General features: G+C 62.5%; 15 protein-coding genes. 3 read left to right on the top strand and 12 right to left on the bottom strand.

Annotation, left to right across the window (positions count from 1 at the left end; genetic code table 11):
• The first annotated feature begins 38 nt into the window (after positions 1-38).
• Positions 39-1,157, top strand: a complete 1,119-nt coding sequence (locus tag NJF35_RS09865; RefSeq protein WP_253090982.1) for a hypothetical protein — start codon at positions 39-41, stop codon at positions 1,155-1,157.
• Positions 1,158-1,942: 785 nt separating this feature from the next.
• Here NJF35_RS09865 and NJF35_RS09870 read toward each other — a convergent pair.
• The 9 genes from NJF35_RS09870 to NJF35_RS09910 all read right to left on the bottom strand — a co-directional run bounded on the left by NJF35_RS09870 (position 1,943) and on the right by NJF35_RS09910 (position 8,576).
• On the bottom strand, positions 1,943-2,269 hold the full coding sequence (locus tag NJF35_RS09870) for a DUF3392 domain-containing protein (RefSeq protein ID WP_003257821.1): 327 nt from the start codon (positions 2,267-2,269) through the stop codon (positions 1,943-1,945).
• A 9-nt stretch (positions 2,270-2,278) separates the two neighbouring features.
• Positions 2,279-3,493 (bottom strand): radical SAM family heme chaperone HemW, encoded by a 1,215-nt coding sequence (gene hemW, locus NJF35_RS09875; protein WP_253090983.1) that lies wholly within the window; start codon positions 3,491-3,493, stop codon positions 2,279-2,281.
• Positions 3,490-4,086 carry an RdgB/HAM1 family non-canonical purine NTP pyrophosphatase gene (gene rdgB / locus NJF35_RS09880; protein WP_225787554.1) on the bottom strand — a complete coding sequence of 199 codons (597 nt, stop codon included), beginning with the start codon at positions 4,084-4,086 and terminating at the stop codon, positions 3,490-3,492. Before rdgB ends, hemW begins: the two co-directional genes overlap by 4 nt.
• Positions 4,083-4,517, bottom strand: a complete 435-nt coding sequence (locus tag NJF35_RS09885; RefSeq protein ID WP_225787553.1) for a DUF4426 domain-containing protein — start codon at positions 4,515-4,517, stop codon at positions 4,083-4,085. Before NJF35_RS09885 ends, rdgB begins: the two co-directional genes overlap by 4 nt.
• Positions 4,518-4,573: 56 nt before the next feature.
• The gene (metW, locus tag NJF35_RS09890; RefSeq protein WP_225787552.1) at positions 4,574-5,194 is read right to left on the bottom strand and encodes a methionine biosynthesis protein MetW; all 621 of its coding nucleotides are present in this window, start codon (positions 5,192-5,194) and stop codon (positions 4,574-4,576) included.
• Between the two features lie 7 nt (positions 5,195-5,201).
• Positions 5,202-6,341, bottom strand: a complete 1,140-nt coding sequence (locus NJF35_RS09895; protein ID WP_225787551.1) for a homoserine O-succinyltransferase MetX — start codon at positions 6,339-6,341, stop codon at positions 5,202-5,204.
• Between the two features lie 90 nt (positions 6,342-6,431).
• Entirely contained in the window at positions 6,432-7,022 is a 591-nt protein-coding gene (locus tag NJF35_RS09900) for a YggT family protein (protein WP_225787550.1), read from the bottom strand.
• Positions 7,023-7,032: 10 nt separating this feature from the next.
• On the bottom strand, positions 7,033-7,851 hold the full coding sequence (proC, locus tag NJF35_RS09905; RefSeq protein WP_225787549.1) for a pyrroline-5-carboxylate reductase: 819 nt from the start codon (positions 7,849-7,851) through the stop codon (positions 7,033-7,035).
• 38 nt (positions 7,852-7,889) lie between these two features.
• Positions 7,890-8,576 carry a YggS family pyridoxal phosphate-dependent enzyme gene (locus NJF35_RS09910; RefSeq protein WP_225787548.1) on the bottom strand — a complete coding sequence of 229 codons (687 nt, stop codon included), beginning with the start codon at positions 8,574-8,576 and terminating at the stop codon, positions 7,890-7,892.
• A 65-nt stretch (positions 8,577-8,641) separates the two neighbouring features.
• On the opposite strand from NJF35_RS09910, the gene NJF35_RS09915 reads away from it, so the two are divergent.
• Positions 8,642-9,640: a type IV pilus twitching motility protein PilT gene (locus NJF35_RS09915; RefSeq protein WP_253090984.1), complete on the top strand. Its 999-nt coding sequence runs from the start codon at positions 8,642-8,644 to the stop codon at positions 9,638-9,640.
• Between the two features lie 103 nt (positions 9,641-9,743).
• On the opposite strand, the gene NJF35_RS09920 is transcribed toward NJF35_RS09915, so the two are convergent.
• Positions 9,744-10,385, bottom strand: coding sequence for a C40 family peptidase (locus tag NJF35_RS09920; protein ID WP_225787546.1), 642 nt, complete (start codon positions 10,383-10,385; stop codon positions 9,744-9,746).
• A gap of 169 nt (positions 10,386-10,554) precedes the next feature.
• Between NJF35_RS09920 and NJF35_RS09925 the strand changes: the two genes are divergently transcribed.
• Positions 10,555-10,974: an NINE protein gene (locus tag NJF35_RS09925; RefSeq protein WP_225787545.1), complete on the top strand. Its 420-nt coding sequence runs from the start codon at positions 10,555-10,557 to the stop codon at positions 10,972-10,974.
• A 112-nt stretch (positions 10,975-11,086) separates the two neighbouring features.
• On the opposite strand, the gene NJF35_RS09930 is transcribed toward NJF35_RS09925, so the two are convergent.
• Positions 11,087-11,788: an SPOR domain-containing protein gene (locus NJF35_RS09930; RefSeq protein ID WP_225787544.1), complete on the bottom strand. Its 702-nt coding sequence runs from the start codon at positions 11,786-11,788 to the stop codon at positions 11,087-11,089.
• 1 nt (position 11,789) lies between these two features.
• Positions 11,790-13,526 (bottom strand): arginine--tRNA ligase, encoded by a 1,737-nt coding sequence (argS, locus tag NJF35_RS09935; protein WP_253079860.1) that lies wholly within the window; start codon positions 13,524-13,526, stop codon positions 11,790-11,792.
• Positions 13,527-13,608 lie beyond the last annotated feature (82 nt).

Below are 13,608 nucleotides of genomic sequence, written 5' to 3' on the forward strand. Positions count from 1 at the left end.
ATATATTTTAAGTATCTTGGATTTTTGAAGGAGCAATAATGGCGGATGTGAAGTTTTGTGTATTTTGTGGGCGGCCGCCAGAGTCAAAAAACAAAGAGCACGTATTACCTCAATGGTTGCTAAAATTGACTGGCGATCCTAATAGGGTTGTTAGCATGGGGTACAACTATAAAAGAGGAGCAGAAGTTTCTTTCCGCTGGAAGTCGTTAGTCACTCCAGCCTGTGAGGAATGCAACACAGAGTATGCGTCTCTAGAAAGTGAGGTGCGCCCAATAGTAGAGGCTCTACTTGGGCGACAAGCTTTGTCAGCCGCCAATTATTGCACATTATTGGATTGGCTAGATAAAGTTAGGGTAGGCTTGTGGTTAAATTATCATCTCTTGATGGGTAACCCGACTGGCATTAATCCCTCGTTTTATATTAATTCACGATTACGAAAAAAAGATCGTTTTGTCGCGATCTACCCAATTCAAGAGAAAAGTTTAGGACTAAATGCACATGGTGTGGAAACGCTTTCATTTCACGGAGCTCCGTCGGCATTCGGTTTGAGAATCAACAGCATTTTTTTGATAAACTGCTCAAGTGATTATATTTTTTCAGGGCGCTGTGGCTTTCCATATCCCACCAACATGAAATTAAATCTAGATGGTGAGAACTCAGGCTATCTGCAGATGGATGAATTTAAAGCCACAAGAAAAATAAAATCACCTATATTCAGCTTTAAACTTCACAAGCCTTCGGTATTCCTTCTTCAGCCAATAATGCAAAGTCCCGCAGGCGAGATAGACCAAAGTTCTACTATTCTAGGCGGGGATCCAACTCGCGACCCATACCTACTCGCTAGTACAATTACAGGCATGCAGGCCGGTGTTGGCAAAATTTATCGCCAATTTAAAGATCATGCCTCTAGACTGGACGATCAAAATGCGAAAATTACCTTTGACACTATTACGGGCTCTGAATGCAGACCGGCCGGGCAGTTAGTCTCTCAAGTATATGAGCTGCAAACTTTTTTACAGGGTTTTTACAGTCCGGTAACCGAAAATTTGGAGATCCGCAAGAACTGGAATAAAAGGCAAAAAATAATGAAACAACTTAATAGGTCAATATCAAAAAGTTATATTAATGCTTCCAATTCTAAACCGTCATGTAGCTAGATTTCTTGGCTAAGAGAAATTCTGGACTGATGCAAGAAATATTGAGAGGTCAGAAATTGAGGTAACGGTGCCGTACCGCAAGGTTCTCCCAACGAAAGAAAGCGCCGGCATTGCAGCCGACGCTCAGGAATTGCGATGCATTATTATGTATTTCTACATAGTAATGCCTTAACGCCTAAAGCCCATAGTCAGTGGGCTTTCGCAGGACTTCTAGATACTATGTACCATTATGGTAGAAGTCTACGAAGGGCGGTTTTTTTGCAATGACGGATTGAGAGGCCGTCAATGCGGATGCTTCACTGGAAATCAATCACAGCGTCGATGATAGAAAGCATCGAGTGGGGCGTCAATCGAGTTGACATATCCAGCAGTAGTTAATTGCCTTCAGGCAAAGCAGTTCCGCGTATTATCGCCCCTGCTCTCATGTGAGTGGATCCAATGAAAGGGCTGGGTAGGCGAAGGATTTTGCTGTCTAGCCCCTTCGACACGGCCTGAGAACCGTGCCGGTGATTTTCTTCGAAGCTGGCCACTTCACTGGAAATCAATCACATGGATTCCGAAAGCATCGACGTACCGGCTAGATGCTGGAAGATTGGCCCAGCCAACACGGAGGCCAAGGCATATGAAGCGTTTGCTTGATGCGCTGAGCCGCGTGTGGAAGCTCATTCGGGTCCTGACTGTGCTCAAGACCGCGCGGGATTTCATGCGTGATCACTTCGACGATTCCCTCTAGGGGATAGTCGGCGTGGAGAGGCCGCCCTGGTATTCCAGGGCGGCTTTTAGGATCACCCCCGCCGATCGGCCACCACGCCGATCAACACCAGCACCACCAGCAGCACCGGCGCCAGGGCATAGTTGTTGAACTGGCTCAGCCCCTTCACCACCCAAGGCGTTGCATAGATCAGCGCCGCACCGCTGCCGATCATCACCAGCAGGGCCATGAATGGCACGCGCAAGGCGCCAGCCAGGCCGCCCAGGCGCTGTTCCACCCAGCCCTTGATATCGGTGCCGAACAGCACCAGCAGGCAGCCTACCAGGGCCAGGGAGATCTCCGAGAGGTTGCTGCGGCTCCAGCGAGAAACGGTCGCGAGCAGGTCAAGTACCAGGTCCATGGGTCATCCTCAGGTCAAGAAATACTGCAACAGGTCATTGAGGAACAGCTGGCCTCGCGGCGTTGCCGCCAGTCGATCCGGTTCGACCTGCAAAAGGCCCTTTCGTTCGGCCTCGCGGCGCGCCTCGGCGAGTTGCTCCAGCGGCAGGCCGGTGCGCAGGGTGAAAAGCTCGGCTTCCACGCCTTGGGTCAGGCGCAGGGCGTTCATCAGGAACTCGAAGGGCAGCTCGTCGGCTGGCAGCAGCTTCTCGCCGGCCTTGAATGGCTTGGCCGGGTTCAGGTAGTCCTTGGGCAGGCGAGTCTTCCAGGTGCGCAGGATGCGCCCATCCGGGAACGACAGCTTGCCATGGGCCCCCGCGCCGATGCCGATGAAGTCGCCGAAGCGCCAGTAGTTGAGGTTGTGCTGTGCGGCGCGGCCCGGCTGGGCATAGGCCGATACTTCGTACTGCTGGTAGCCCTGGGCGGCCATCAGGGCCTGGCCCGCCTCCTGGATATCCCAGAGGATGTCGTCTTCGGGCAGCTCCGGTGGCTGGCTCCAGAACACCGTGTTGGGCTCCAGGGTCAACTGGTACCACGACAGGTGGGTCGGCCCCAGGTCGATGGCCTGGCGCAAGTCGCCCAGGGCGTCGTCCAGCGACTGGTCGGGCAGGCCGTGCATCAGGTCCATGTTGAAGTTGTCGAAGCCCGCGGCGCGTGCCATGCCGGCGGCACGCACGGCCTCGTCACCGTTGTGGATGCGCCCGAGCTTTTCCAGTTTCGCCGGCTGGAAACTCTGCACGCCGATGGACAGCCGGTTGATCCCGGTCTGCCGGTATGCCTTGAACTTGTCCTGCTCGAACGTCCCGGGGTTGGCTTCCAGGGTGATCTCGATGTCAGGCGCGAACGGCGTGCGCTGCTCCACGCCGCGCAGCAGGCGACCCAGCGCATGTGCGCTGAACAGGCTCGGCGTGCCACCCCCGAAGAAGATCGAACGGATCGGGCGCCCCTGCACGGCGGGCAGTTCCTGGTCGAGGTCGGCGAGCAGGGCGTCGACGTAGGCTTCTTCCGGCAGGTCGGGGCCTGCCTGGTGAGAGTTGAAGTCGCAATAGGGACACTTGCGCACGCACCAGGGGATATGGATGTACAACGCCAATGGCGGGAGTTCCGGCAGTGCCAGGTGTGGCGCTGGCAGGCCGGAACCAGCCGCCCCGGGGTGGAGCAGCTGGATGGACGGCTTGTCGGTCATGCCAGGCCCAGGCGCTGACGCAGCAGGGCCATGGCGCGGGCGCGGTGGCTGAGCTGGTTCTTGTCGACGGGGGCCAGGTCGGCGCTGGAGCAATTGCGCTCCGGTACCCAGAACAACGGGTCGTAGCCGAAGCCGTGCTCGCCACTGGCTTCGAACAGGATGCGGCCATGCCACAGGCCTTCGCAGAGGATCGGCAGTGGATCCTCGGCATGGCGCACCAGGGCCAGGACACAGACGAACTGTGCCCCGCGCTGTTCGGCCGGCACGTCCTTCAGGGCCTCGAGCAGCTTGGCATTGTTCGCCGCGTCGCCCTTGCCATCGGCATAGCGCGCCGAATAGATGCCCGGCGCGCCGCCAAGGTGATCCACCGCCAGCCCCGAATCATCGGCCAGGGCCGGCAGGCCGGAGATGCGCGAGGCGTTGCGCGCCTTGAGGATGGCGTTCTCGACGAACGACAGGCCGGTCTCCTCCGGCTCCACCTGGCTGAACTCGCCGATCGAGCGCAGGTGCACGGAGGTACCGAGCATGGCCTGGAGTTCCTTGAGTTTGCCGGCGTTATGGCTGGCCAATACGAGTTGCTGGAAATTCATCATTCGCCTGGGAACACTTCCTGGTTGAAGCTGAGTTTGTGACTGACGCCGCCGGTTTCGACATTCACGTCGAAGGTCAGGGTTTCCGACTGGTCGATCTTGAACTGGGCGATGTAGTACACCGCGCCCTGGTCGGTGATCTGCTTGAACGACAGCGCGCTGCTGCGCCCCGTGAGGTCTCGCACCGTGCCGCTGACCACCGCCATGCCCGGCTTGCCGCCCTTGAGCACGGTGATGTTGAGCACGCCCTGGTTCTTGCTGCGGGTCAGGCCCGTGGCAGCGGCCACCTCGGGTTGCAGCATGCTCGAGGTGAAGGCGCTGTAGTGGACCGTCACGTCGCCGAAGACTTCCTTGCGCTCGGGCTTGGCGGCATCGGCAGCCAGGACCGGCAGCGCCAGGCACAGGCTGATCAGGAAAAGAGCTAGACGACGCATGGTGCGGTTCCTCCAGATTGATGGGGCAGCGCGAAGCCGGCCCCGCGATCGTGTGCTCAGACCGCGACCTGATGTTCCTGCAGGCCCGGGCTGCTGACCCGATAGATGCCGATCTCCCCTAGAAGATTAGGCCAAAGCCGGCCGGCCCACCCGTTGCGGTGCAGATGGTCGACCGCCAGCCGGTCGAGGACCTTGGCCTGGCGCTCGTGGCACAACTGCTCGAAGTCGGCGAAGGTGCAGAAGTGGATGTTCGGGGTGTTGTACCAGGTATACGGCATGAAGTCCGAGACCGGCATGCGGCCTTTGGTCGCCAGGTACCAGCGGCAGCGCCAGTGGCCGAAGTTGGGGAAGGTGATGATGCACTCGCGGCCCACCCGCAGCATCTCGTCGAGAATGCGGTCGGGGTACTCCACGGCTTGCAGGGCCTGGGTCATGACCACCACGTCGAAGCTGTTGCTGGCGAAGTTGCCCAGGCCCTTGTCCAGGTCCTGCTCGATCACGTTGACGCCCTTGGCCACGCAGGCGGCGATGTTGTCGGGGTCGATCTCCAGGCCATAGCCGGTGACGTGCTTGCGCTCGCGCAACGAGGCCAGCAGCTCGCCATTGCCGCAGCCAAGGTCCAGTACCCGGCTGCCGGCGGGGATCCAGTCGTGGATGATTTCCAGGTCGGCTCTCATGCTGTCCTCAGATGGCGATGCGGTTCATGTAGTTCGAGAAACCCTGCATGTAGCGAGGTGTGGGGATCAGGAAGGCATCGTGCCCGTAAGGTGCATCGATCTCCAGGTAGCAGACGTTCTTGCGCGCCGCCATCAGGGCGTCGACGATCTCCCGCGAGCGGGCCGGGGAGAAGCGCCAGTCGGTGGTGAACGACATGATGCAGTAGTCCGCCGTGACGTGGGCCAGGGTGGCGGCCAGGTCGCCGCCATGGGCTGCGGCCGGGTCGTAGTAGTCCAGGGCCTTGGTCATCAGCAGGTAGGTGTTGGCGTCGAAGCGGCCGGAGAACTCCTCGCCCTGGTAGCGCAGGTAGCTCTCGACCTGGAACTCGACGCTGTGAAAGTCGTAGTTGAGCTTGTCGCTCTTGAGCTCGCGGCCGAATTTCTCACCCATGGAGTCGTCGGACAGGTAGGTGATATGCCCGACCATGCGTGCCAGCATCAGGCCGCGCTTGGGGATCACGCCCTGGTCCTGGAACGAGCCGCCATGGAACTCCGGGTCGGTGAGGATGGCCTGGCGTGCCACTTCGTTGAAGGCGATGTTCTGCGCCGAGAGCTTGGGCGCCGAGGCGATGTCCACGCAATGGCGAACGCGGTCCGGGTAGCTGATGGTCCACTGCAGCGCCTGCATGCCGCCCAGGCTGCCACCGACCACCGCTGCCCATTGCCCGATGCCCAGGCGATCGGCCAGGCGCGCCTGGCTGTGTACCCAGTCTTCCACGGTCAGTACCGGGAAGTCGGCGCCGTAGGGTTTGCCGGTGGCCGGGTTGATGCTGCTGGGGCCAGTGCTGCCGTTGCAGCCGCCGAGGTTGTTCAGGCTGACCACGAAGAAGCGGTTGGTGTCGATCGGCTTGCCCGGGCCAATGCAGCTGTCCCACCAGCCCGGCTTGCGGTCGGTAGGCGCATGGTAGCCGGCGGCATGGTGATGGCCGGACAGCGCATGGCAGATCAGCACGGCGTTGCTGGCGGTGCTGTTGAGGGTGCCATAGGTTTCGTAGATCAGTTCGTAGGTGGCCAGGGAGCGGCCACAGGCCAGGGCCAGCGGTTCATCGAACCGGGCAATCTGCGGTGTTACCAGACCGACGGAATCTTCGGGAAGGACAGTGGACATCGACCCTGCTCACGCTTGACGGAGGCGTAAGTCTAAAGAGGGCCACCCCCAGCGGCAAGCGAAGGCTTGCCACCGGGGGCGTCGGTCGAATCAGATCATCCGCCACAGCTCCTGGGGCATGCCGGCGTAGGCTGCCAGAGGGGGCATGACGAACGACTGGATCACCTGGATGGCAATGAAGGCGAAGATCGGCGAGATGTCCATGCCGCCCAGGCTGGGGATGAGCCGGCGGAACGGCGCCAGTACCGGTTCGCTGATCTGGTAGGCCAGTTGCGCCGCCGGATTGTGGCTGTTGGGTGCGACCCAGGAGACGATCACCATGACGATCATCGCGACCCAGAAGATCTTCAGGAACAGCGAGGTGACGCCGATGATGGCCCACATCAGCAGGTGCAGCACGTCGCCGAAGGTGCCGTAGCTGACCATCAGCACGAACGCCATCAGCAGCGCCTGGATCACCACCGACAGCAGCAGGGACGAGGTGTCCAGGCCGCCGATGCTGGGAATGATGCGACGGATCGGCTTGAGCAGCGGCTGGGTGGCGCGTACCGCGAACTGGCTCAGGGGGTTGTAGAAGTCGGCCTTGACCATCTGCAGCACGAAGCGCAGCAGGACGATCACCAGGTACAGGCTGACCAGGGTTTGCACCACGAAGATCGCGGCGCCGGACAGTGCATTCATCGACAGCTCCTTATTTGCCCAATTGTTCGGCCAGCTCGGCGGAACGCTTCGCCGCGGCCTCCAGCGCCTGCTCGACGATGGCCTCGAAACCGTTGCCCTGGAACGACGTGATCGCCGCCTCGGTGGTGCCGGCCGGCGAGGTTACCCGGCGCCGCAGCTCGGCGGCGTCCACGTCGCTGGACACGGCCATGCGCGCGGCACCCAGGGCGGTCTGCAGGGTCAGTTGGGACGCGGTTTCGCGCGGCAGGCCGAGTTTTTCGCCGGCGGCGGTCATGGCCTCGATCAGCAGGAAGAAGTAGGCCGGGCCACTGCCGGATACGGCGGTGACGGCGTCCAGTTGCTGCTCCTGTTCCAGCCACAGGGCGGTGCCCACGGCGCGCAGCAGTTGCTCGGCCTGCTGGCGCTGCTCGGCCGATACCTCGCCGGTGGCGTACAGGCCGCTGACGCCCTGGCGCAGCAGCGCCGGCGTATTGGGCATGCAACGCACCACCGGGCGGGCGCCGAGCCAGGCTTGCAGGCTGGCGCAGGTGATACCGGCGGCGATGGAAACGATCAGCTGGCCCGCCTCGAGGTGCGGCTGCAGGGCCTGGCACACGGCTTTCATGACCTGCGGCTTGACCGCCAGGACGATCACGTCGGCGCCGGCGATGGCCTGGGCGTTGTCTTCGAAGGTTGCGATGCCGTGTTCGGCCTGGAGCCGTGCGCGGGTCTCGGCGCCTGGGTCGCTGGCGCGGATCTGCGCGGCGTCCAGGCCCTGGGCACGCAGACCGCCGATCAGGCTGGCGGCCATGTTGCCGGCGCCGATAAAGGCAATACGTGTCTTGCTCATGTCAGGTCCTTGAGGGAAAGAGTGAGTAAAGCATGGATTCAGGCGTGCCCGTAGTCGCGGGCACCGAACAGGGCGGTACCGATACGGACCCAGGTCGCTCCCTGGGCGATCGCGGCTTCCAGGTCGTGGCTCATGCCCATGGACAGGGTGTCGAGCTCCAGCCCGAGGCTGTCTTGCAAGTGGCGCAGGGTGGCGAAGGCGGCCTCTTGCGCGGCGCGTTCCTCGGTAGGCTCGGGGATCGCCATCAGCCCGCGCAGGCGCAGGCCGGGCAGGGTGGCGACGGCCTTGGCCAGGGCAGGCAACTCGTCCGGGGCGCAGCCGGACTTGCTGTCTTCGCCGCTGACGTTCACCTGCAGGCAGATGTTCAGTGGCGCCAAGCCGGCGGGGCGCTGTTCGGACAGGCGTTGGGCGATCTTCAGGCGGTCCACGGAATGTACCCAGTCGAAATGCTCGGCGATTGCACGGGTCTTGTTCGACTGGATGGGGCCGATGAAGTGCCAGGTCAAGGGCAGGTCGCGCAAGGCTTCCTGTTTGGCCAGGGCTTCCTGGAGATAGTTCTCGCCCACGTCGACCACGCCGGCGGCATGGGCTTGGCGGATGGCGCTGGCCGGCTTGGTCTTGCTCACCGCCAGCAGCTGGATGCTGGCCGGGTCGCGTCCGGCGGCCTTGGCCGCGCTGGCGATGCGGGCGGCGAGGGCGGAAAGGTTGTCTGCTATGGTGGACATGGATCGGTGCCGACGGCTCAGTGGTCTGCGGCATTCTACCTGCTTGATGGCCTTTGGGGAGTCTCATGGACGTGACCGACCTGTTGGCCCGGGCCGTGGCTGCGGGGGCTTCCGACCTGCACCTGGCCGCGGGCGAAGTACCGATGCTGCGCCTGGATGGTGAATTACAACGCCTGGAGCTGCCACGCCTGGCGCCGCAAGCCCTCACCGAGGGCATGGCGCCCTTGCTCGAAGAGTCGCAGCGGCGCGAGTGGGCGGCTGGCGACGAACTGGACCTGGCGCTCACGCTGCCGGAGCTGGGGCGCTTTCGCCTGAACCTGTTCCGGCAGGGCAATGGGCCGGGGGCGAGCGTCCGCTTGCTGCCGGCCGGCATCCCGAGCGTCGATGCGCTGGGGCTGAATGAAGTATTTCAATCTGTTGCGCAGTTGCATGACGGGCTGGTGCTGATCGGTGGGCCGACCGGCAGTGGTAAGTCATGCACCGTGGCGGCCCTGGTCGACCAGCTCAATCGCCAGCGGGCGCTGCATATCATCACCCTGGAAGACCCCATCGAAGTCATCCACAGCGGGCAGCGCAGCCTGGTCAACCAGCGGGAGATCGGCCGACATTGCCGCAGCTTCGCCCACGGCCTGCGCAGCGCCCTGCGCCAGGACCCGGACGTGGTCGTGATCGGTGAGCTGCGTGACCTGGAGACTATCCGCCTGGCCCTGCGCGCGGCGGAAACCGGGCACCTGGTGTTGGCGACGGTGCATACCCGCTCGGCGGTGAACAGCATCGATCGGCTGGTGGAGGTGTTCGCTGCCGAGGAGAAGCCGCTGGTGAGGGCGATGCTGGCGGAGTCGCTGCGCATGGTGGTGGCGCAGGTGCTGGTCAAGCGTATTGGCGGTGGCCGGGTGGCGGCGCGGGAGGTGCTGGTGGCCACGCCGGCGGTGCGCAACCTGGTGCGCGAGGGGCGGGTGACGCAGCTGTATTCGATGATGCAGGCCGGGGCGGCGGCGGGGATGCGGACGATGGAGGCGGCGATGCAGGGGTTGAGGGACCAGGGCTTGGTTGGAGCGCTCTAGTGCCTATGCCGCGACAAGCCCGTGCAGCCTGCAAGTCACATCATTTTGGCTCGACTCTTTGGGGCGCGAAGCGGCCCCAAAGGACGCCGATGCCGGGGGCGGATCAGCGCTTGGCCAGGCTCAATACCTGGCTTTCCTGTTCCTTCGGCAGCACCCGCTTGGCGACCACGTAGTGCTTCTGCCAGTACGGCTTGTTCAGGTTGTCGATGCTTACCCGCTTGCCGCGCCGGGGCGCATGGATGAAGCGGTCGTTGCCCAGGTAGATGGCGACGTGATTGACCCGGCGGCTCTTGATGTTGAAGAAGATCAGGTCACCCGGCTTGAGGTCACTGCGGGCTACCTTGATACCATGCCCGTGGGCCATGGCATTGGAAGTGCGCGGCAGGTCGACGTCGGCCACGTCGTTGAAGGCATACTTGACCAGCCCGCTGCAATCGAAGCCCTTGCTCGGGCTGCTGCCGCCCCAGCGATAGGGCGTACCGAGGACATTCACGGCGCGGCTGAGCACGTCGCTGCTCTGCTTGGCCGACATCGCGGCGATCGGCAGGTTGCCGGGGGCCTTGGCGGCATTGCTCGGGCGGGCACGCAGGGTGCTGTGCTTGACCGGCGCGCGTTTCACCGTGCTGCTGGCATTGGTGGTATAGCCGGTGAACCCGTTGGGAAGGCGTTGCTCACGGTTGGTGGCGTGGGCGGCCAATGGCAATAAAAGGCAGAGGGTCAGCCATGTCTTGAAGAAAGGCGGCATAGTTGAAGCTCTTTTGTATTATCTAGGTATGTGTTGGCGCGCAACTTTATAACAGCTTTTTGATCAAATTCTGATCCGTTGGTCGATGCGCCGCTGCCATACGTCGGCTTCTCGCGAAAAAGTCACATTTTTCCTTAGAAAATTTTCCGCTAACCCCTGGGAGCTATGAATGAACAGTTATCAACAGGGCGTGCCGTTCCACGACACCCACAGCAAGGTCCTCGGCTATCTGCTATGGATCTTCGGCTTCACCGGCTCGCACCGCTTCTACTACGGCAAGCCGATCACCGGGACGATCTGGTTCTTCACCTTGGGCCTGCTCGGCATCGGTTGGCTGATCGACCTGTTCCTGATCCCGTCGATGGACCGTGAGGCCGACATGCGCTTCCAGTCCGGGCGGGTGGACTACAACCTGGCCTGGATCCTCCTGACCTTCCTTGGCATATTCGGTGCGCATCGCCTGTACCAGGGCAAATGGATCAGTGCCCTGATCTACCTGTTCACAGGCGGTCTGTTCCTGCTGGGCGTGCTGTACGACTTCTGGACCCTCAACAGCCAGATCTCCCAAGTCAACGCCGAACGCCGCTAGGAAAGCCGCAGGTTGCCATGGCCGTGCTCGGCTCATATGAGCGCCGCCTGCTTTTGCTTGCCGCTTGCAGTTAAAAAAGGCCTTGTAGCTGAGAGCGACAAGGCCTTGGTCTTCATTGCTGGCGGGTCTGCCTGCGCTGCAAGAGCAGGTTGCTGAAACCCGCACCTGCCAGCTGCTTCTGCGCCACGGTCAGCTGTTCGCGGTTGCTGAACGGGCCGACCAGCACGCGGTACCAGGTTTCCTCTTTCACCGTCCCCGACTCCACCTTGACCGACTGGCCGAGCAGGATGATCTGCGCACGGACCTTGTCGGCGTCGGCCTGCTTGCGGAACGAGCCGGCCTGGAGGAAGAACTGGGTGGTCGCCGCCGGCTTGATGACCGGTGGCGCCGGCGGTGGCGTCTGCCCCATCAGCGCAGCCTGGGCCCTGGCCGTGTCGATCTTCGCCGCTTCCTCAGGCGTCACCGGCTTGACCGGCTGGGCCGGTACTGGCGGCGTTTTCTCCGGCACGGCCTCGGGTGGCACGATGACCTCGGACTCCGGCAGCAGCGTGTAGAAGTCGTATTTCGGCTTGACCGGCTGCTGCGGTGCCGGCGCGGTGGCCTTGGCGCTTTCGGCGACCTTGGCTGGCTTCTGCTGTTCGGGCTTGGTGCGCTTGATGTCTTCGCTACCCGGTTCGAGCTTCATCAGAAAAACGATGAAGGCGCCGACAGTCAGGCCGACCGCCAGCCATATCCAGCCAGGGATCGGCTGCTTGGCCGGGGGCTGGTAGCGGCTGGCGCCACGCTTGGGGGCGGGTTTCTTCTTGGCAGCCAACTTACATGCGCTCCAGGGTTTCCAGGCCGAGCAGTTCCAGGCCCTGCTTGAGGGTGCGACCGGTCAGGGCCGCCAGGCGCAGGCGGCTCTGCTGTTGCTCGGCGGTTTCCGCCGTGAGGATCGGGCAGTTCTCGTAGAAGCTGGAGAACAGGCCGGCGATGTCGTACAGGTAGCTGCACAGCACGTGCGGCGTGCCCTTGTCGGCCACGCTGTTGAGCACTTCGCCGAACTGCGCCAGGCGCGCGGCCAGGTCCTGCTCATGGGCCGCCTGCAGCACGATCTTGCCGTCGACCTCGTCGAAGCCCTTGCCCAGCTTGCGGAACACGCTGGCCACGCGGGTGTAGGCATACAGCAGGTAGGGCGCGGTGTTGCCGTCGAAGTTGAGCATCAGCTCGAAGTTGAAGCTGTAGTCGCTGGTCCGGTGCTTGGACAGGTCGGCGTACTTCACCGCGCCGATGCCGACCACTTCGCCGATACGGCGCAGCTCGTCCTCGGACAGGCTCGGGTTCTTCTCCTTGACCAGCGCGTAGGCGCGCTCCTTGGCTTCGGTGAGCAGGTCGATCAGCTTCACGGTGCCGCCGTCGCGGGTCTTGAACGGCCGGCCATCGGCGCCATTCATGGTGCCGAAGCCCATGTGTTCCATCTGCATCGGGTGGCCAACGAAGCCGGCGCGGCGCGCCACCTCGAACACCTGGTTGAAGTGCAGGGCCTGGCGCTGGTCGACGAAGTACAAGGCTCGGTCGGCCTTGAGCACGTTGCTGCGGTAGCGCACCGCGGCCAGGTCGGTGGTGGCGTAGAGGTAGCCGCCGTCGGCCTTCTGCACGATCACCGGCAGCGGCTCGCCCTCGGTGTTCTTGAATTCGTCGAGGAACACGCACTGGGCGCCCTGGTTCTCGACCAGCAGGCCTTTGGCCCTGAGGTCGGCGACCACGTTGGCCAGGTCATCGTTGTAGGCGCTCTCGCCCATCACGTCGGCCATGCTCAGCTTGACGTTGAGCAGGTCGTAGGTCTTCTGGCAGTGGGACAGGGAAATGTCCTTGAAGCGTGTCCACAGCGCCATGCAGTCCGGGTCGCCGGCCTGCAGCTTGACCACCAGGCCACGGGCGCGGGTAGCGAACGCCTCGGACTCGTCGAAGCGCTTCTTCGCGGCGCGATAGAAGTTCTCCAGGTCCGACAGCTCGTCGCTGGTGATCGGATTCTCTTCCAGGTAGGCCAGCAGCATGCCGAACTGGGTGCCCCAGTCGCCCACGTGGTTCTGGCGGATCACCTGGTCGCCGAGGAACTCCAGGACGCGGGCGACGCTGTCGCCGATGATGGTCGAACGCAGGTGGCCGACGTGCATCTCCTTGGCCAGGTTGGGTGCCGACATGTCGATCACCACCTTCTCGGCGGGGCCGGCCTTGCGCACGCCCAGGTGGTCATCGGCCAGGGCTGCGTCCAGGCGGCTGGCCAGGCCGTCGATGTTCTGGAAGAAGTTGAGGAAGCCCGGGCCGGCGATCTCGACCTTGCTGATGTCGTCGCTGGTCGGCAGGGCGGCGATGATCTTGTCGGCCAAGTCGCGCGGCTTCATGCCGGCGGGTTTGGCCAGCATCATGGCGATGTTGCTGGCGAAATCGCCGTGGGTCTTGTCCCGGGCGTTTTCCACCTGGATCGCCGGCGTCAGCCCTTCAGGCAGCACACCGTCGGCGACGAGTTGGGTGAGGGCTTGCTGGATCAGCTGGCGAATGGTGTCTTTCATGGGGGTCTCTTTTCGACCGCAAGCGCGGTAGGGCGCTTCGATGCGCAGGTGGAAAAACTGAACATTATCCGTTCCCGGAGCC

Origin of the sequence: Pseudomonas guariconensis (assembly GCF_024127895.1) — a bacterium.
In the GTDB taxonomy this organism is placed as follows: Bacteria; Pseudomonadota; Gammaproteobacteria; order Pseudomonadales; family Pseudomonadaceae; genus Aquipseudomonas; species Aquipseudomonas guariconensis_B.